Origin of the sequence: Streptomyces sp. AM 4-1-1 (genome assembly GCF_029167625.1) — a bacterium.
Taxonomy (GTDB): domain Bacteria; phylum Actinomycetota; class Actinomycetes; order Streptomycetales; family Streptomycetaceae; genus Streptomyces.
The window spans coordinates 2,239,126-2,255,418 of the sequence record NZ_CP119145.1; the positions used below are offsets into that span (position 1 = coordinate 2,239,126).

Below are 16,293 nucleotides of genomic sequence, written 5' to 3' on the forward strand. Positions count from 1 at the left end.
CGTGCCACGGGCCGGACGCGCGCGGTACGCCGACGGTCCCTTCCCGTCCGCGGCTCCGCGGCACACGCGGCGCCGTCACCCACCCGCGGCCCGTCCCCACGCGCCCCGCGACGCCGTTCCCGTGCCTGCCGCCGTTCCCGTGCCTGCCGCCGACGCCGTGGCTGCTCCCCGTACCCGTACGCGTATCCGCCCCCGGACTCGTCCGTCAGGCAGCCGCGCCGCTGCCGCCCGTCAGATACGCCGAGACCACCACGTTCGCCGTGTACTCCCGGGTGGCGCGGTCGTAGGTGCCGCCGCAGGTGATGAGCCGCAGTTCCGCCCGGCCGTCCTTGCGGGGCCCGTACGCCTTCTGGGCGTCGAAGTGTTCCCGCGTGAAGACCTGGACGTCGTCGATGGTGAATTCGGCGACCGAGCCGTCCGACCTGACCACCCTGACCTGCTCGCCGGGGTGGGCCGCGCTGAGCGGGTAGAAGACGGCGGGTCTGGTCTCCGTGTCGACATGGCCGACGAGAAGGGCCGCGCCCGCCGCGCCGGGCTTGGTGCCGCCGTCGTACCAGCCCACGGTCTGCGGGGTGTCGAACGACGGCGGTTCGATCCCCCCGCCCCGGTCGAGCCCGCGCGGCACGACGGGCGCACTGATCCCGACCGACGGGATCTCGACCCGTTCGGGCACCGCGGCCCTCAGCGGGGCGTGTGCCGGTGGCAGCCGTACGCCGAGGGGCCGGCCGACCGCGGCGACGTCCCCGGTCGTCGGGGCGGAACCGCCCGAGCCGTCGGTGATGTCCCGGCCCCACAGCCACAGGCCCAGCAGGAGAACGGCCCAGGTGACTCCGGTGAGCATCCTGCCGCCGCCCGCCGGGCGGTCCGGGGCCGCCATGTCAGTCGGCGGCCGGACGGCGGCGCCGTACGCGGAACGCGACGGCACCGGCCGCGACGGCGGCCAGGCCGAGCCCGATCGCCTCGTGCGTGATGCCGGGCCCCTCCTGCCCGGGTGCCTGGTCGGCGAGAGGCGCGGTGCCGCCGCCACCGGCCCGTACCGGTGCGACCGGCCGGCTGTGGTGGACGACGGTGAGCCTGCCGGTGGCGTGGCCTGCGCCGTCCTTGCAGGTCACCCAGATGTCGTAGTCGCGGGGCGCGGCGTCGGAACGAATCCGGGCCTCGGCGTGGAGCCCGGTGCGGGTGGGCGCGAAGTGGGCCTCGGACACGAAGGCCGCGGACCGGCCGATGGCCTCCTTGGCGTGCGGGCCGCGGCAGGCGTCCGTCCAGAGTTCCACCTCACCGCCGGGGGCGGTGGTGGACGGGGTCACCGAGAGCTGGGCGCGCGGTTCGGAACCGGCGAGGGCGGAAGAGATGGGTGTCAGGGTCGCCGCGGCCACCACGACGACACAGAAAGTGAGGGTTATGGAACGCATCGTGAACCTCCTTCTGGCAGGTTCACGTGTCCGGCGGCTTTTCGCATCCGCTGGGGGGCCGGGAGTGCGGGCGGGCCGACGGCCCGGCCTCCCCCGCCCCCCGTGGCGGTGGCGGGTGGCTCAGTCCGCGTCGACGTCGTCGGCGTCGTCGATGAGATCGACCAGGTCGGCGATGGAGTCGACGACCGTGGAGGGCCGGAAGGGGTACCGGTCGATGTCGGCGGTGCCGGTGAGACCGGTGAGGACGAGGAAGGTCTGCATCCCCGCCTCAAGGCCCGCCAGCACGTCGGTGTCCATCCGGTCGCCGATCATGGCGCTGGTCTCGGAGTGGGCGCCGATGGCGTTCAGTCCGGTGCGCATCATCAGCGGGTTGGGCTTGCCCGCGAAGTACGGGGCCTTGCCGGTGGCCTTGGTGATCAGCGCGGCGACCGATCCGGTGGCGGGCAGCGGCCCGTCGGCGGACGGGCCGGTCTCGTCCGGGTTGGTGCAGATGAAGCGGGCGCCGCCGTTGATCAGCCGGATCGCCTTGGTCAGCGCCTCGAAGCTGTACGTACGGGTCTCGCCGAGCACCACGTAGTCCGGGGCGTGGTCGGTGAGGACGTAACCGATGTCGTGCAGCGCGGTGGTCAGTCCGGCCTCCCCGATGACGTACGCGGTGCCGCCGGGGCGCTGGTCGTCGAGGAACTTCGCGGTGGCCAGCGCGGACGTCCAGATGTTCTCCACCGGCACGTCCAGGCCCATGCGCAGCAGCCGGGCGTGCAGGTCGCGGGCGGTGTAGATGGAGTTGTTGGTGAGGACCAGGAAGGGCAGTCCCGAGTCCCGCAGCCTCTTGATGAAGGCATCGGCCCCGGGGATGGGGGTGCCCTCGTGGATGAGAACACCGTCCATGTCGGTGAGCCAGGATGCGATCGGCTTGCGCTCTGCCATGGGTGGGACTCCTGCCGTACGCCGTGAGCGGGGACGCCGGCCGCACCGCGCTGTGCTCAGACCGGGCCCGCCGGGTCCCGCCCCGGCCCTCCGGGCACTGGGCGGACTCCGTGGACACGGTCTGGCGCCGACGCCCCCGATTTTAGGCCGAGCGTTCGACCGGCGGGCACCGGCCCGCAACCGGGCGTACCGGATGACCAGGTCCGGGACCGGTCCGGGACCCTTCGGCCGGCCCCGGGTCAGCTGCCGGTGGCGGTCTTCCAGGCGCCGACGTACGTGTCCAGGTTGGTGCCGATGTCGGACCAGTCCGGTGCGAAGACCTCGACGCCGTTCATCAGCTCGGCGAGGTCGGTGGCGTTGGCGTCGGTGGCTTTGACGTCCTTGCGGGAGGTGAAGCCGCCGCCGACGGCGCTGACGTCCCGCTGGGCCTGCTCGGAGAGCATGAAGTCGAGGAGCTTCCTGCCGTTGGCGGAGTGCGGGGCCTCGGTGACCAGTCCGGCCGCGTAGGGCAGCGCGAACGTGGTGGGCCGGCCGCCCTCCTTCGCGGGGAACCAGATGCCGAGGTTGGGCATGTCCTTGGACTGGGCGTAGTTCATCTGTACATCGCCGTTGGCGACGTGGAGTTCGCCCTTGTCGACCTTGGGGGCGAGCTTGCCGGTGGAGGCGGACGGGCCGACGTTGTTGGCCTGGAGCTTCTTCAGGTACTCCATGGCGGGTTCCTTGCCGCCGAAGTCGTGCATGGCCTTGATGAGGACGGCGGTGCCGTCGCCCGCGACCCCGGGCGTGGAGTACTGGATCTTCTCCTTGAACCCGCCGCCGAGGAGTTCTTCCCAGGTGGTGGGCGCCGCCTTCAGCTCCTTCTTGTTGTAGACGAAGCCGAAGTAGTTGTTGACGACCGAGGTCCACTTGCCGTCGGGCGCCTTGTCGGCGTCGCCGACCTGGTCGGCGCCGGCCGGTTCGTACGTCTGGAGGAGGCCCTTGGCGTCGGCCTGCTGGATGAACGGCGGCAGCGTGACGAGCACATCGGCCTGGGTGTTGGACTTCTCGCGGACGGCGCGCTGCACCATCTCGCCGGACCCGCCCTCCACGTACTTGACCTTGATGCCGGTCTTCTTCTCGAAGTCCTTGAAGACCTTGTCGTACCATCCGTCGCCCTTCTCGCCCTTGAGTCCGTCGGCGCTGTAGACGGTGACGACCTTCTCGTCGGCGGCGGCGGAGGAGCCGCCGCAGGCGGAGAGGGTGGCGGCGAGGGCGAGACAGCCGGTGACGGCGGCGATCGGCTTGAGGGTGTTCTTGCGCATGACTCTCGTACTCCTGCGGTTCAGGGGTTCAGGGGGTGGTGTGCGGGAGGGGACGCGGGTCTCAGCGGTACGAGGCCCTGGTGCGGACGCGGGAGACGGCGAGCAGCACGAGCAGCGTCGCCGCCATGAGGACCACGGCGACAGCGGCCCCGGTGAAGAGCGAACCGCGGTCGGTGGCCGCGAAGATCTGCACCGGCAGCGGTGTCCAGTCCGGCGGGTAGAGCATCATCGTGGCGCTCAACTCGCCCATGGACAGGGCGAAGCAGAGTCCGGCGGCCGCCGTGAGGGACGGCAGCAGGAGCGGCAGTCTGACGCGCCACAGGACGTACGAGGGCCGGGCGCCGAGACTGGCCGCCGCCTGTTCGTACATCGGGTCCAGTCGCACCATGGCGGCCGAAACCGACTGGTAGGCGAACGCGGTGACAAGAATGGTGTGCGCCAGGATCACGATCCAGCGCGTGCCGTTGAGGAGCATCGGCGGCTTGCTGAACGCGACGAGCACGGCGAGGCCGACGACGACGGACGGGACGGCGACCGGCAGCACGAACAGCGCGTCGAGGGCCCGTCTGCCGCGGCCGCGCAGCGCGGCGGCGGCGAGCGCGGCCCAGCCCCCGAGGGCGAGGGCGAGGACGCTGGCGGCCAGGGCGGTGACCAGGCTGGTGGTGAGGGCCTGGAGGGAGTCGCCGGTGGTGGCGGCGGAGTAGTGCTCGACGGTCGCTCCGGAGGGGAAGGCCCCGGACCAGTGGGTGGTGAACGACGCCGCGACGACGACGAGCAGCGGGACCGCGAAGAGCGGGACGAACAGCGCGGAGAACACGGCCCAGACGGCCCACTTCGCGGTACGGCTATGCACCAACACGGCGGCTCACCGTCCGGTACAGGCCGTAGAGGCCCACGGAGATCACGATGTTGACGACGGCGACGGCGCAGGCGGCGGGGTAGTCGGATTCCAGGATCGCCTTGCCGTAGACGAGCATCGGGAGCGTCGTGACGCCCTTCGCCCCGGTGAACAGCACGATCCCGAACTCGTTGAGACACATGACGAGGACGAGGCTGCCGCCCGCCGCGAGCGCCGGAAGCGCCTCGGGGAGGATCACCCGCCGCACGATCCGGCCGGGACCGGCGCCCAGCGAGGACGCCACCTCCAGTTGCGCGGTGTCCAGTTGGGAGAACGCGGCGAGCAGCGGTCGCATCACGAACGGGGTGAAGTAGGTGATCTCCGCGAGCAGGACGCCCCAGGGTGTGGTGAGGAAGTGGAAGGGCCCCTCGGCCGCCCCGGTGGCGTCGGTCCAGAGGCCGTTGGCCATGCCGACCGTGCCGTAGATGAACAGCAGGGCGAGGGTGATCAGGAAGGACGGGAAGGAGAGGAAGACGTCGATGAACCTGGCGACGGCCCTGCCACCGGGGAACGGTACGAAGGCGATGACCAGCGCGAGCACGAAGCCGAGCACCAGACAGCCGACCGTGGCACCGAGCGCCAGCCACACGGTGGTGGTGAGCGCCGAGCGGAACGACGCGGACGCGAAGACGTCCGTGTACGGGGTGAGCGAGACGCCGCCGCCGTCGGGGGTGACGGACTGCTGGACGACGAGGGCGAGCGGGTAGAGGAGGACGAGCGCGAGGACGGCGACCGGGGGCAGCGCCCAGACGAAGCGCGGGACGGTGGGGCGGGGTGCGGCGAGGCGGGGCACGGCGAGTCGGCGGACGCCGGGGCGGGTGGCGCTAGACATGGACGACTCCCCCGGCGCGCGCTCCGGCGCCCGTGGCCGCACCCGTGCCCGTACCGCCGCCCGTGTCCGTGTCCGTGCCCGCCGTGGGGCCGGTGGTTGTGACGTCGTCCGCCGGGGGGGCCCGATCCCGGGCCCACCGGGAGGAGTACGGCGTCCTCGGCCGCGAAGTGCAGGGTGATCCGGTCGCCGAGCACCGGGGTGTCGCGCAGTTCGCGCAGATCGGCCTTGATCCGGTGGCCGTCGACGTCGACGTACAGCCGGTGCGTGGAGCCCCGCCACTGCACCTCGGCGATGGTGCCGGACAGGGCGTTCGGCCCGTCGCCCATCGACACGAGGTGCGGGCGGACGCAGAGGGTGGCGGTGGCACCGCCGGCCGCGTCACCGGTCGGTACGGCGAGGCGCCGGCCGGCGAACTCGACCGTGTCGCCGTCCGGGTGGACGGTGACGGGCAGCAGATTGGCGTTGCCGACGAAGGACGCGGTGAATTCGGTACGGGGGCGGCGGTACAGCTCCCGCGGCGTGCCGCAGTCCTGGAGCCTGGCCCGGTCCATGACGGCGATCCGGTCGGCGAGGGTCAGCGCCTCGATCTGGTCGTGGGTGACGTACAGGATCGAGACGTTCGGCAACTCCCGGTGCAGCCGCGCGAGTTCGGCGAGCATGCCGGAGCGGAGCTGGGCGTCGAGCGCGGACAGCGGTTCGTCGAGGAGGAGGACGCCGGGGCGGACGGCGAGGGCGCGGGCGATGGCGACACGCTGTTGCTGGCCGCCGGACAGTTCGCGCGGGTAGCGCTTGGCGTACGCGGCCATGCCGACGAGTTCGAGGGCTTCGGTGACCCGGGCGGGCGTCTCCGCCCGGGGTGCCTTGCGGGCCTTCAGCCCGAAGGCGACGTTGTCCTCGACCCGCATGTGCGGGAAGAGGGCGTACTGCTGGACGACCATCCCGATGCCGCGCCTGTGCGGCGGCAGCGCGGTCACATCACGGTCGCCGAGGAACACCCGCCCGGACACGGGCCGCACGAACCCGGCGACGGCCCGCAGCGCGGTGGTCTTCCCGGAGCCGGAGGGTCCGAGCAGTGCCATGACCTCGCCGGGTTCGACGGTCAGGTCGAACCGGTCGAGGACGGTGTTCCCGCCGTACGCCACGCTGACCCGGTCGAACCGGATGCCACCGGCACGTGTCACCGCGCCGGTCATGCCTCGGCCCGCGCGATGAGTCCGGGGAGTTCGGCGACCGAGCCGAGCACCTGGCCCGCGCCGCCGCGCACCAGCTGGTCGCGGTCGTGGGCGCCGGTCAGCACACCCGCGACGACGCCGGCCCCGGAGCGTACGCCGCTGAGCATGTCGTACGAGGTGTCCCCGGCGACGACGATCCGGTGGACGGCGTCCACGGCCCCGGTGCGCAGGAACGCGGCGAGGACCATGTCGGGGTAGGGGCGGCCGCGGCCGCCCGCGTCGGCGGGGCAGAGCGTCAGGTCGGCCAGGTCCCGCCAGCCGAGCGCGGCGAGGATCGCGTCCTGGGTGACGCGGGCGAAACCGGTGGACAGGACGACGGTCCGGCCCGCCGCCTTCAGCTCCTCGATGGCCTCACGGGCGCCGGGGACCGGTGCGATCATGCCCGCGTCGACCAGCTCCCCGTACGCCTCCTCGAAGGCGCGGTTGGCCCGCTGGGCCCGGTCCTCGTCGCCGAAGAGGTGACGGAAGACGGAGATCTTGGACTCGCCCATGGTGGCGCGCACGTGGTCCAGCTTCTCGGCGTGGTCGGCGGAGCCGGGTTCGACCCCGAGCTGCCGGGCGGCGGCGCCGAACGCCTGCTCGACCAGGCCGCCGTCGGCGACGGTGGTGCCCGCCATGTCGAGCACGACGAGATTGAGCTTCTCGGTCAACGTCTTCACCTTCTGCGTGTGCGTGTGCTGCGGATACGTCGCTGGGGGCGCGGGGAGCGGTTGACGGGTCGTCGTCATGCACTCACCAGCCCAGTTCGTCGGCGGTCGTCTCCGCGATGGCGGGCGCGCACGTCATGCCGCGCCCGCCCGGCCCGGTGACCAACCAGACGCCGTCGCGCACCCGCTGGCGGTGGACGACCCGGCCGGTGTCGACGCACTGGGCGTAGACCCCGGCCCAGCGGCGGCGGATCTTCGGCAGCGGTCGGCCGAGGAACGACTCGACGACCCGGCCGAGGTGTTCGTACGGGTCCTCGACGACGTCGAAGGAGAAGGGGTGTTCGTACTCATGGGTGTCACCGATGGTGAGTCCGCCGTCGGCGCGCTGCACCATCAGGAGCTGCATGCGGTGCTCGGCGGCGGTCGGGGCCTGCGCCTGCCCGGAGTTGAGGGCGTCCAGGGCCTCGCCGCGGTACGCCGGGTAGTAGCGGAAGCTGTCGGCGTCGGCGACGGAGGTGGTGAGGGGTTCGCCGAGCGGCGCGGTCTGCATCATCTGGAGGCGGACCCGGCGTACGGGCAGGTCGGGCCCGGTCAGCTCGCGGACCAGACCGCCGAGCCAGGCGCCCGTGCACAGGATGACGGCGTCGCCGGTGTGCACCTCGCCGTGGTCGTCGCGCACGGCGTTCTCGCCGATCACGTCCCGCACCTCGCGGTCCGGCAGGAAGGTGTACCGGCCGGACGCCACCAGGGCGCGCTTGAGCGCGAGTTGGGCGGTGCGCGGTTCGACGGCCGCGTCCCGCTCGCACCACAGGGCGGCCTCGAACTCCCCGCGCAGGGCGGGGTTGACCACGCGGGCCTCGTCGGCGGTGAGCAGCTTGTAGCCACGGTCCGTGGCGTCGGGGCGGGCGACGGCGGCCTCGGCGACGGCGAGCTCCGGCCCGGTCCTGAGCGGGGTGAGCGAGCCGCAGGCCCGGAAGCCCAGACCCGGCACCCGGTCCCCGATGCCCTCCCACAGCTCACGGGCGCGCAGCGCGGTGTCCAACTCCTCACCCCCGGCCCGGCCACTGACCCATATCTGTCCGAAGTTACGGAGGGACGCCCCGCGTGCCTCGCTCTCGCGCTCGATCTGTACGACCTCGTGGCCGCGGTTCACTGCGTGCCAGGCGTGCATGGTTCCCACCACGCCGGCTCCTACGACGATGACTCTCACGACGGCAACGCTCCTCGGGGCGGGTGGCCCGCGCGGATCGGCCCGGCAACGGGAGGGTGAACTGGCCCCCAAGTTTGGACCAGACCCGTTACGTTTCCGTTATCAAGGAGGGGTGGGGCGAACCGCGTGGCACTCAGCCGGACCTCCGCGTGGCACCCATCCCGTGGCGTGGCCGCCACGCGGGAGTCAGCCGCGTCGGCCCAGATGCGCGGTGAAGGAGAACCGGTCGCCCCGGTAGAGCGTGCGTACGCGCTCCAGCGGCGCGCCCGCCGAGTCGCGCGAGACCCGGTGGAGCAGCAGCATCGGCAGTGCGGGCGGCGTACCGATCAGCAGCGCCTCGCGCGGGGTGGCGAGCACGGTCTCGATCCGTTCGTCCGCGTCCCCGAAGGACACCCCGAGCCGGTCGTGGAGGTAGGCGTAGAACGACGAATCGGGCTCGAACTCGGTGTCGAGGGACGGGACTCGGGCCACCGAGACGTAGGTGCTCTCCAGGCCGACCCGTTCGTCGTCGGCGAGCAGCACGCGTTCCAGGTGCCAGACCGGCTCGCCGCGCCCGATGCCGACCTCGGCCGCGAGCGCGGCCGGGCAGGGGAAACGTTCCAGACCGATGAGGTGACGGCCGGGCGTACGGCCCTGGCGGCGGACGCCCTCGGTGTAACTGGCCAGCGACAGCGGCTGTTCGAGCTTGGGTCCCGCGACGACGGTGCCACGCCCCCGTCGGCGCAGCCGCCCCTCCAGCAGGAGTTCGCGGAGCGCCTGGCGCACGGTCTCCCGCGACACCTCGTGGCGGACGGCCAGCTCGCGCTCGGTCGGCAGTAAGCCCCCCTCGCCCAACTCCTCGATGAGGAGCGAGACATGGGCCTTGACGGTGTAGTACTTGGGGATGCGGCCGTGCTCCGGGATGCCGGAGCGGATCGGTCCGCCAGGTGCCTGGTCGACGTACGGGTGGTCCACGGGCCGATGGTGGCAGACGGACATGAACACGGGTGAACGGTTCGGTGCCGGGCGCGTCCCGGGGCCGGCGTTCGAGGGGCTGAGCGCCGGAGGGTGTGCGCCGGGACCGACGCGCCGGGTGCCGGGTGCCGGTGCCGGGCGCGTCCCGGGGCCGGCGTTCGAGGGGCTGAGCGCCGGAGGGTGTGCGCCGGGGCCGGGGCGCCGGGACCGACGCTCCGGACGCCGGGCGCCAAGCGCCGGACGGAGGCTGAGTGCCTGGGCGCCAGGGGATTTCCGGGTTCCGGAGGCCGGCGGGGGGCCGACCGGGGGCCGGGGGCCGGATACGCGCGGGCGTCCCCGCGCCGGGCGCGTACCGGCGCCCGGCGCCATTGCGTACCGGTGCTCAGTGCCGGGCGCGGCGCCGACGCCAGGTCCACACCACCAGCGCCGTGCCCCCGAGCAGGAAGGTGCCGATCAGATAGCCGGCCCTCGCACCCGTTCCGATCCAGGGCGACACGGGACCGGTCCTGGCGAGCTCGGGAAGACCGCCACCCGGGGCGACGGACCCCTCGTCGCGGGCGGGGTCGGCCGCGCCGTTCGCCCCGGAGGACGGACCGGTGGTGTCGGTGGTGTCGCTGCCGGTGATACCAGTGGTTCCGGTGCGACCGCTGGTACCGGTGGTCCCGGCGGCCGGCCCCTCACCGTCCCACGCGGTGCTGTCGTCCAGGAGATCCCCGGAGCCCAGAGCGTCCCGAGTGCCCCCGGGGTTCCCTGCGCCCCGGGCCTCCCCGGTGTCCCCGGTGTCCTCAGTACTCCCGGTGTCCTCAGCGCCCCCCACGCCCTCCGGACCCTCGCCGCCCCCCTCGGCGATCGCGAAGGTGTAGTCGTCCGACTCGCCGACCCACTCGCTGTCGCCCCCCGATGCCTTCGTCCTGCTCTTGCCGGTGTCGTTGAGCCACTGGACGACCGCGGCGTTCGCCTTGATCCGGCCGGGCCCGACGTCGGAGGTGAATCCCATCCGTACCCGGACGGTGTACGTACGGCCTGCGGGAATGGTGAACCCGGAGAAGTTGGCGGCGTCGAAGACGCCGATCTGTTCGTCCCGGTCGGTTGTCTCCCAGTTGACCCGGTGTGCCACGGCGGGGTTCGCCTCCTCGTAGAACTGCAACTGGATCTGGTCGGGCCGTAGTTTCCGGTCCTGGTCGGTGAGGACCAGGACCGGGTGGATGGCCCGGCAGGGTTCGGACGTCGTGTTGGTCAGGTCGAGGTACCAGGTCCCGTGACCGCCGGGGGCGTAGGTGTCCGGGCCGCCGTGGATGCGGGTCTCGATGGGGAAGTCTGCGGCGGCCGGATCACCGCAGCCGGGCGCCTTCCCGCCCGCCGGGCGCGCGGGGGTGGTCGACGACGCCCCGGACGCCTGGCCGGCCGAGGCCGGGGCGGACGACGCCTGACCGCCGGTCAGGACGGTGGGTACGACGGTGGCGGCGGCCAGCCCCTGCGCGAGGGCGTTGCGCAGCCGTGCGGGGGGCGTGAGGGGCATGGACGGACACCCTTCGCTGGTCGGCGGAACGGTCGGCTTCCCGGTGCTGCTCCGGCGGTCACCGCACTCGGCGGTCACCACGCCCGGTTCCCCGGTCCCGGCGGTCACCACGCTCGGCGGTCGACCGGTCCCGGCGGTCATCGGCTGCGGGCGCTGTCCGGACCTGATCCGTCGGTGCACCGCCCGGTCGGCGACGCTGCCACGCCCGCGCGGGCGTGCGGACCCCGACATGCCGCGACCATGCCTGATGGAGCACCGACAACCCTCGTTCGGCCCAGCTCCCGGAGCCGTACGCCCGCGTACCACCGGGCCGCCGTCACCGCCCCGCGTGGCGCGGGGGACAATCCGGTCACCATGCTCCGGGCCACCGCCACACTGGACGTCCCGGAGGCCGCACGCCGCTCGGCCGGAACGGCGTCACCGTCGTCCCGGCCACCGGCGCGTACCCGAATCCCATCGACCCCGAGGAGCACACCGTATGAGCGCCACCGCTCCGACCATCTCCGAACTCATCGCCCAGGAGCGCCGCCTCACCCTCCCCCACTTCAGCTACGACGACGCGTACGCCCTCGGCGGTCTGCTCGTGTCGCTGGCCCGGGAGCGGCACGCACCGGTCGCGATCGACATCAGGCGCGGCGCGCAGCAGTTGTTCCATGCCGCGCTGCCCGGTTCGAGCGCGGACAACGACGCCTGGATCGACCGCAAGCGCCGGGTCGTCGAGCGGTACGGCGAGAGTTCGTATCTGGTGGGGACGCGGTTCCGGGCGAAGGGGACGACGTTCGAGGAGTCGTCACGGCTGGACCCGGACACGTACGCCGCGCACGGTGGTTCGTTCCCGATCTCGGTCGAGGGGGCGGGCGTGATCGGTTCGGTCACGGTGTCGGGCCTGCCGCAGGCCGAGGACCACGCGCTGGTCGTCGAGGCTCTGGAGGTCTTCGCCACCACCAGCCGCGGCTGAGGCGACCGGGGCGGGGCCCGGCCCCCGGCCCGCCCGAGGGGACGGCCCGCCCTGTCGGGCGGCCCTCGCATCCCGCCCCGTCCCGGCCCCCCGACCGGCACCAGCGCGCACTCCGGGGCACTGCGGGGCACCCACCCCGCTCCCGCCCCACTCCCCCGTTACGCGTCCTTCAACTGCTGCCGCTGCCGCCCGAGCCCTTCGACCTCCAGCTCGACGACATCGCCCGCGCGCAGGAACGGCCGCGGTTCCGGCTGTCCGAGCGCCACCCCGGCCGGCGTACCGGTGTTGATCACATCGCCCGGGTACAGCGTCATGAAGTGGCTGATGTAGCGCACCACCTCACCCACCGGGAAGATCTGGTCGGCGGTCGATCCGTTCTGCTTCAGCTCGCCGTTGACCCACAGCCGCAGTCCCAGCGCCTGCGGGTCCGGCACGTCGTCGGCCGTCACCAGCCAGGGCCCCAGCGGGCTGAACGTCTCGCAGTTCTTGCCCTTGTCCCAGGTGCCGCCGCGCTCGCTCTGGAACTCGCGCTCGGAGACGTCGTGGGCGGTCGCGTACCCGGCGACGTACCCCATCGCCTCCTCGGCGGACTCCAGACAGCGGGCGGTGCGCCCGATGACGACGGCGAGTTCGACCTCCCAGTCGGTCTTACGGCTGCCACGCGGCACGAGCACCGTGTCCTCGGGGCCGACGACCGTGTCCGGCGCCTTGAGGAACAGGACCGGTTCGGCCGGGACCTGTGCCCCGACCTCGGCGGCGTGGTCGTGGTAGTTCAGCCCGACGCACACGATCTTGCCGATCCGGGCGAGCGGCGGGCCGATCCGCAGCCCGTCGGCGTCGAGCGCGGGCAGCACTCCGGGCGTGCCCGCGGCGCTCCGCAGCCGCGCGAGCGCGGACCCGTCCGCGAGCAGTTCGCCGTCGATGTCGGTGACGATCCCCGACAGATCACGCAGGATTCCGTCCTGGTCCAGCAACGCGGGCCGTTCCGCACCCGCCGTACCCACACGAAGCAGCTTCAACGGTCTGTCTCCCCCAGGGTCTTTCGTCCGAACAGGTGGCGGCCATCGCAGGCCCGGCCGATCCTCCAAGACACCGGATCACTCCGCAAGCCCCCGTTCACGCGACGGACCGGGACGGTCACCACCGGTCAGGCGGCCGTGGTGGGGGCCGCCACGACCGTGCCCGCCGGGTGCACGTCCCGGTAGAGGACCGCGCGCTCGATCGCGGTCCAGGTGGTGCTCGTCACGACGTACAGGGCGGCGGCCAGCGGCACCACGCCCACGGTGAAGAGCGTCGCGAACGACATCAGCGGCATCAGCCTGGACATCGCGCCCATGCCCGGAACGGTCTCCCCGTCCGGTCCCGTGACGGGCGTCATCGGATTGGCGGCGAGCTGACGCTTCGTACGCCCGTAGTTGAACGTCGCCACGGCCGCGACGATCGCGAACAGCCCCAGATAGACCACGCCCTGCGCGCCGAACGGCCCGCCGTGCGCGAGCGCGTCGTGCCAGCGGTCGCCGAGCGGGGCGTCGAACAGCTGGTGGCCGAGGAGCCGATTGGGCTCGCCGCCGATGTCCCGGCTGGAGAACAGGTGGTACAGCAGGAAGAAGGCCGGCATCTGGAGGAGGCTCGGCAGGCAGCCGGACAGCGGCGAGACCTGCTCCTCGGCGTGCAGCTCGGCGACCGCCTTCCGGAGCCGTTCGGGGTCCTTGGCGTGCTTCTTGCGGAGTTCCGCGACCCGCGGCTGAATCCTGGTGCGGGCCTTCTGGCCGCGCGCCGTCGCCCGGGACAGCGGATGCACGGCGAGCCGTACCAGCGCGGTGAACAGGACGATCGCGGCGGCGGTCGCCGCGCTCTGGAAGAACGGGTGGAGCAGATCGGCCAGCGAGCCGACCAGGCTCGCGAAAGCGGACATGAAGGCGGACATGGATGAGCCCTCCGGGGGTCTCGTCGTGCCGGGAAAGGAGATGTCGACTCGGCAGGACGACCGCGCGGGCCCCGGACACGCGAGAGCGCGCCGGAGGAGGGGCGGGAGAAGCGGAAGTGGAGAAGGAAGCGGGTGCTGTGCTGCGCCCCGCTCTGCCCCTACGCGGCCGTCGGGAGACGGCGTCCGGGGGCTCGGGGCCTGGTGCGGCCCTTGGCGTCGGGATCACGCTGGGGCAGGAACGCGGTGCGTTTCTCCCGGTCGCGGATGGCGGTACGGACCCGGGTGCGCGGCACGGGCACGGCGCAGCGCGCGCTGATGACCGAGCAGACGACGAGCGCCGACCCGGCCGCCGCGGTGGCGGCGAGCGCGACGGCGGCGGAGAGGCCGCCGCCCTCGGCGAGGAGGACTTCGGTCAGGAAGAAGAGCAGCAGCCCGGCGGGCCGGAGCAGCCGGGCGAACCCGCCGCGGAGAGGACTCGCGCCACCGGGCGTGCGGCCGGTGACACCGCTGATGGTTCGCACGATCATTCCCTCCCTCCTTTCCTTCCGCCGTGTTCGAGCCGCGCAACTGTCGTTCGAGCCCTTCAGCCGTTATACACGACGGCCCGGGGCGGACCCCCCGGCCCGGCCGTCCACCCCCGCCACCCCGTTCTCCCGGTCGCCCCGGTCGTCCCCGCCGTCCCAGTCGTCGCGGGCGAGCACCTCACGGTCCGGCCGGTCGTCACGGTCGCGCGGCCCCGCGTACGTCACCGCGAGCGCCACGACGAGGTTGACGCCGAGCCCGACGATCCCCGCGTTCACCCCCCACACGGGGTCGTTGCCGGTGAACACGAGCCCGCACACCACCGCGACCCCGACGACCAGCCCCGTCAGCGCCCCGAGCCACGTCAAGCGCCGCCACACCAGACCCAGCAGCACCATGGGAAGCAGTTGCGCCATTCCCTCGTACGAGATGAGCGAGAGCCGCACCAGGGTGTTCGGCGCGGTGTACGTCAGGACGAGCGCGATCAGTCCCGCGACCACCACCACACACTGCGCGGCCCCCTTCTGCCGGTGCTGCCAGCGCGGTACGAGCGAGAGCACGCTGCGCCCCCACATGGTGCCGATGACCAGCATGAACACGGCCATCGGGACGATCGAGGAGAGCGCGGCGGCGACCCCGACGAACCCGACGGCCCAGGCGGGCAGCGAGTCCACGACCAGCTCGAAGAGCGCGAGGTTGGACTCGGCGCCGACCAGGCCGGGCACGATGAACAGGGCGGCCATCCCGAGCAGCATCGGCACGAACAGCAGGATGTTGTACGCGGGCAGCCACATCGCGTTGCGTCGCAGCGCGTCGGAGTTCCGCGCGCCGAGATAGCCGGCCACGGTCGTCGGGAAGATCACCACGGTGAGGGAGTTGAGGAACGACGTGGTGACGTACCACGCCTGCCCGAGTCCGCTGTCGCCGTGCCCGGGGAAGGTCAGCCAGTCGCTCTTCTCGGTCACGAGCCGGTCGAGGAAGGGCCCGTACCCGTCGAAGTAGTGCATCGGCACGTACAGCGCGAGGAACCCGAGCGTGGCGATGACCAGCACGTCCTTCAGCACCGACACCCAGGCGCTGCCGCGCAGCCCGCTCACCACGACGAATCCGGTGGTCACTGCGAAGGCGACGAAGTAGGCCCAGTCCAGGCTGATCGCGCCGTACGAGATGGTCGAGACGACCACGCCCATGCCGGTGATCTGGAGCTGGATGTACGGCAGCAGGAAGACCGTCGCGAGCACCGCGACCAGGGCGCCGAGCCAGGGCCGTCCGAAGCGGTGCGCCACCATGTCGGTGATCCCGACGAGGCCGTGCTCACGCGCGTACGACCACATCATCGGACCGACGACATAGCCGACGGCGTACCCGCAGGACATGTACGCGACGACGTAGAGCACCGGGGCGCCGTAGTTGTAGCCCCAACCGGCGGCGCCGAGATAGCTGAAGCTGGTGTACCCCTCACCGGCCATCAGCACCCAGATGAACACGGCCCCCAGGCTCCGCCCGCCGACCGACCACTCGGCGAGCCCGCCCGCCCCGCCACCGCGCCCGCGCACGGCGAGCAGCCCGAGGGCGACGGTCCCCACCATGAAGGCCGCGAAGACGGAGGTCGCGACGGCGGCGTTCACCGGCGGTCCCCCCGCCTGGTCAGCCACACCGCGACGGGGGTCAACAGGGTCGCCCCCAACAGCCACACGAAGAGGAACGGCAGCCCGAACACGACGGGCCGGACCCGGTTCACGAACGGCAGCGCCCCCAGGTAGAGGGCGTAGGGGACCAGCAACCACAACAGCTGAGGGCGTCTTCTGAGCACGTGAGGACCTTAAGGGCTGTCCCGCCACGGACCGACGAGGCCCACGCCACCACACCTCACACCCCCACGCCATCCCCACGCGCCCCACACCATCGCCCCGATCCCCACCCGGAGCCACCCGGCCATCCCCCGACCACCGGA

The 16,293-nt window shown here is 72.5% G+C and carries 16 protein-coding genes and 1 pseudogene; 1 reads left to right on the forward strand and 16 read right to left on the reverse strand.

Features of this window, described 5'->3' with window-relative positions; all coding sequences use genetic code 11:
• Window positions 1-205: 205 nt before the first annotated feature.
• The 11 genes and pseudogenes from PZB75_RS09360 to PZB75_RS09410 form a co-directional block, all read right to left on the reverse strand.
• Window positions 206-877: a class F sortase gene (locus PZB75_RS09360; protein WP_275534832.1), complete on the reverse strand. Its 672-nt coding sequence runs from the start codon at window positions 875-877 to the stop codon at window positions 206-208.
• A gap of 1 nt (window position 878) precedes the next feature.
• Window positions 879-1,412: a hypothetical protein gene (locus PZB75_RS09365; RefSeq protein WP_275534833.1), complete on the reverse strand. Its 534-nt coding sequence runs from the start codon at window positions 1,410-1,412 to the stop codon at window positions 879-881.
• A gap of 120 nt (window positions 1,413-1,532) precedes the next feature.
• A complete protein-coding gene (locus PZB75_RS09370) occupies window positions 1,533-2,339 on the reverse strand; it encodes an HAD-IIA family hydrolase (RefSeq protein ID WP_275534834.1) in 807 nt (268 codons plus the stop codon).
• Between the two features lie 239 nt (window positions 2,340-2,578).
• On the reverse strand, window positions 2,579-3,640 hold the full coding sequence (locus PZB75_RS09375) for a 2-aminoethylphosphonate ABC transporter substrate-binding protein (protein ID WP_275534835.1): 1,062 nt from the start codon (window positions 3,638-3,640) through the stop codon (window positions 2,579-2,581).
• A gap of 61 nt (window positions 3,641-3,701) precedes the next feature.
• Window positions 3,702-4,499 carry an ABC transporter permease subunit gene (locus PZB75_RS09380; protein ID WP_275534836.1) on the reverse strand — a complete coding sequence of 266 codons (798 nt, stop codon included), beginning with the start codon at window positions 4,497-4,499 and terminating at the stop codon, window positions 3,702-3,704.
• Window positions 4,486-5,370 (reverse strand): 2-aminoethylphosphonate ABC transporter permease subunit, encoded by an 885-nt coding sequence (locus tag PZB75_RS09385; RefSeq protein WP_275534837.1) that lies wholly within the window; start codon window positions 5,368-5,370, stop codon window positions 4,486-4,488. Before PZB75_RS09385 ends, PZB75_RS09380 begins: the two co-directional genes overlap by 14 nt.
• A gap of 137 nt (window positions 5,371-5,507) precedes the next feature.
• Window positions 5,508-6,563: pseudogene (locus tag PZB75_RS09390) on the reverse strand (ABC transporter ATP-binding protein); the annotation flags it as partial.
• A complete protein-coding gene (locus PZB75_RS09395) occupies window positions 6,560-7,330 on the reverse strand; it encodes a phosphonatase-like hydrolase (protein WP_275534838.1) in 771 nt (256 codons plus the stop codon). The pseudogene PZB75_RS09390 and the gene PZB75_RS09395, both read right to left, overlap by 4 nt.
• A gap of 4 nt (window positions 7,331-7,334) precedes the next feature.
• The gene (locus PZB75_RS09400) at window positions 7,335-8,459 is read right to left on the reverse strand and encodes a TIGR03364 family FAD-dependent oxidoreductase (RefSeq protein ID WP_275534839.1); all 1,125 of its coding nucleotides are present in this window, start codon (window positions 8,457-8,459) and stop codon (window positions 7,335-7,337) included.
• A 186-nt stretch (window positions 8,460-8,645) separates the two neighbouring features.
• Complete coding sequence (locus PZB75_RS09405; protein ID WP_275534840.1) at window positions 8,646-9,413, reverse strand: GntR family transcriptional regulator; 768 nt, start codon at window positions 9,411-9,413, stop codon at window positions 8,646-8,648.
• A 382-nt stretch (window positions 9,414-9,795) separates the two neighbouring features.
• Window positions 9,796-10,932 (reverse strand): hypothetical protein, encoded by a 1,137-nt coding sequence (locus tag PZB75_RS09410; protein ID WP_275534841.1) that lies wholly within the window; start codon window positions 10,930-10,932, stop codon window positions 9,796-9,798.
• A 478-nt stretch (window positions 10,933-11,410) separates the two neighbouring features.
• Between PZB75_RS09410 and PZB75_RS09415 the strand changes: the two genes are divergently transcribed.
• Window positions 11,411-11,890 carry a heme-degrading domain-containing protein gene (locus PZB75_RS09415; RefSeq protein ID WP_275534842.1) on the forward strand — a complete coding sequence of 160 codons (480 nt, stop codon included), beginning with the start codon at window positions 11,411-11,413 and terminating at the stop codon, window positions 11,888-11,890.
• Between the two features lie 158 nt (window positions 11,891-12,048).
• On the opposite strand, the gene PZB75_RS09420 is transcribed toward PZB75_RS09415, so the two are convergent.
• The 5 genes from PZB75_RS09420 to PZB75_RS09440 form a co-directional block, all read right to left on the reverse strand.
• Window positions 12,049-12,909 carry a fumarylacetoacetate hydrolase family protein gene (locus tag PZB75_RS09420; RefSeq protein WP_275534843.1) on the reverse strand — a complete coding sequence of 287 codons (861 nt, stop codon included), beginning with the start codon at window positions 12,907-12,909 and terminating at the stop codon, window positions 12,049-12,051.
• A gap of 128 nt (window positions 12,910-13,037) precedes the next feature.
• The gene (locus PZB75_RS09425; RefSeq protein WP_275534844.1) at window positions 13,038-13,817 is read right to left on the reverse strand and encodes a YidC/Oxa1 family membrane protein insertase; all 780 of its coding nucleotides are present in this window, start codon (window positions 13,815-13,817) and stop codon (window positions 13,038-13,040) included.
• A gap of 158 nt (window positions 13,818-13,975) precedes the next feature.
• Window positions 13,976-14,344, reverse strand: a complete 369-nt coding sequence (locus PZB75_RS09430) for a DUF6412 domain-containing protein (protein ID WP_275534845.1) — start codon at window positions 14,342-14,344, stop codon at window positions 13,976-13,978.
• A gap of 63 nt (window positions 14,345-14,407) precedes the next feature.
• Window positions 14,408-15,967, reverse strand: a complete 1,560-nt coding sequence (locus PZB75_RS09435) for a sodium:solute symporter family protein (RefSeq protein ID WP_275534846.1) — start codon at window positions 15,965-15,967, stop codon at window positions 14,408-14,410.
• Window positions 15,964-16,152, reverse strand: coding sequence for a DUF3311 domain-containing protein (locus PZB75_RS09440; RefSeq protein WP_275534847.1), 189 nt, complete (start codon window positions 16,150-16,152; stop codon window positions 15,964-15,966). Before PZB75_RS09440 ends, PZB75_RS09435 begins: the two co-directional genes overlap by 4 nt.
• Between the last annotated feature and the right edge of the window lie 141 nt (window positions 16,153-16,293).

Excerpts from the sequence above, each read along its gene's own strand:
- PZB75_RS09360 (WP_275534832.1), bottom strand. The coding sequence starts at position 877 with ATGGCGGCCCCGGACCGCCCGGCGGGCGGCGGCAGGATGCTCACCGGA.
- PZB75_RS09365 (WP_275534833.1), bottom strand. The coding sequence starts at position 1,412 with ATGCGTTCCATAACCCTCACTTTCTGTGTCGTCGTGGTGGCCGCGGCG.
- PZB75_RS09370 (WP_275534834.1), bottom strand. The coding sequence starts at position 2,339 with ATGGCAGAGCGCAAGCCGATCGCATCCTGGCTCACCGACATGGACGGT.
- PZB75_RS09375 (WP_275534835.1), bottom strand. The coding sequence starts at position 3,640 with ATGCGCAAGAACACCCTCAAGCCGATCGCCGCCGTCACCGGCTGTCTC.
- PZB75_RS09385 (WP_275534837.1), bottom strand. The coding sequence starts at position 5,370 with ATGTCTAGCGCCACCCGCCCCGGCGTCCGCCGACTCGCCGTGCCCCGC.
- PZB75_RS09395 (WP_275534838.1), bottom strand. The coding sequence starts at position 7,330 with ATGACGACGACCCGTCAACCGCTCCCCGCGCCCCCAGCGACGTATCCG.
- PZB75_RS09410 (WP_275534841.1), bottom strand. The coding sequence starts at position 10,932 with ATGCCCCTCACGCCCCCCGCACGGCTGCGCAACGCCCTCGCGCAGGGG.
- PZB75_RS09415 (WP_275534842.1), top strand. The coding sequence starts at position 11,411 with ATGAGCGCCACCGCTCCGACCATCTCCGAACTCATCGCCCAGGAGCGC.
- PZB75_RS09425 (WP_275534844.1), bottom strand. The coding sequence starts at position 13,817 with ATGTCCGCCTTCATGTCCGCTTTCGCGAGCCTGGTCGGCTCGCTGGCC.
- PZB75_RS09430 (WP_275534845.1), bottom strand. The coding sequence starts at position 14,344 with ATGATCGTGCGAACCATCAGCGGTGTCACCGGCCGCACGCCCGGTGGC.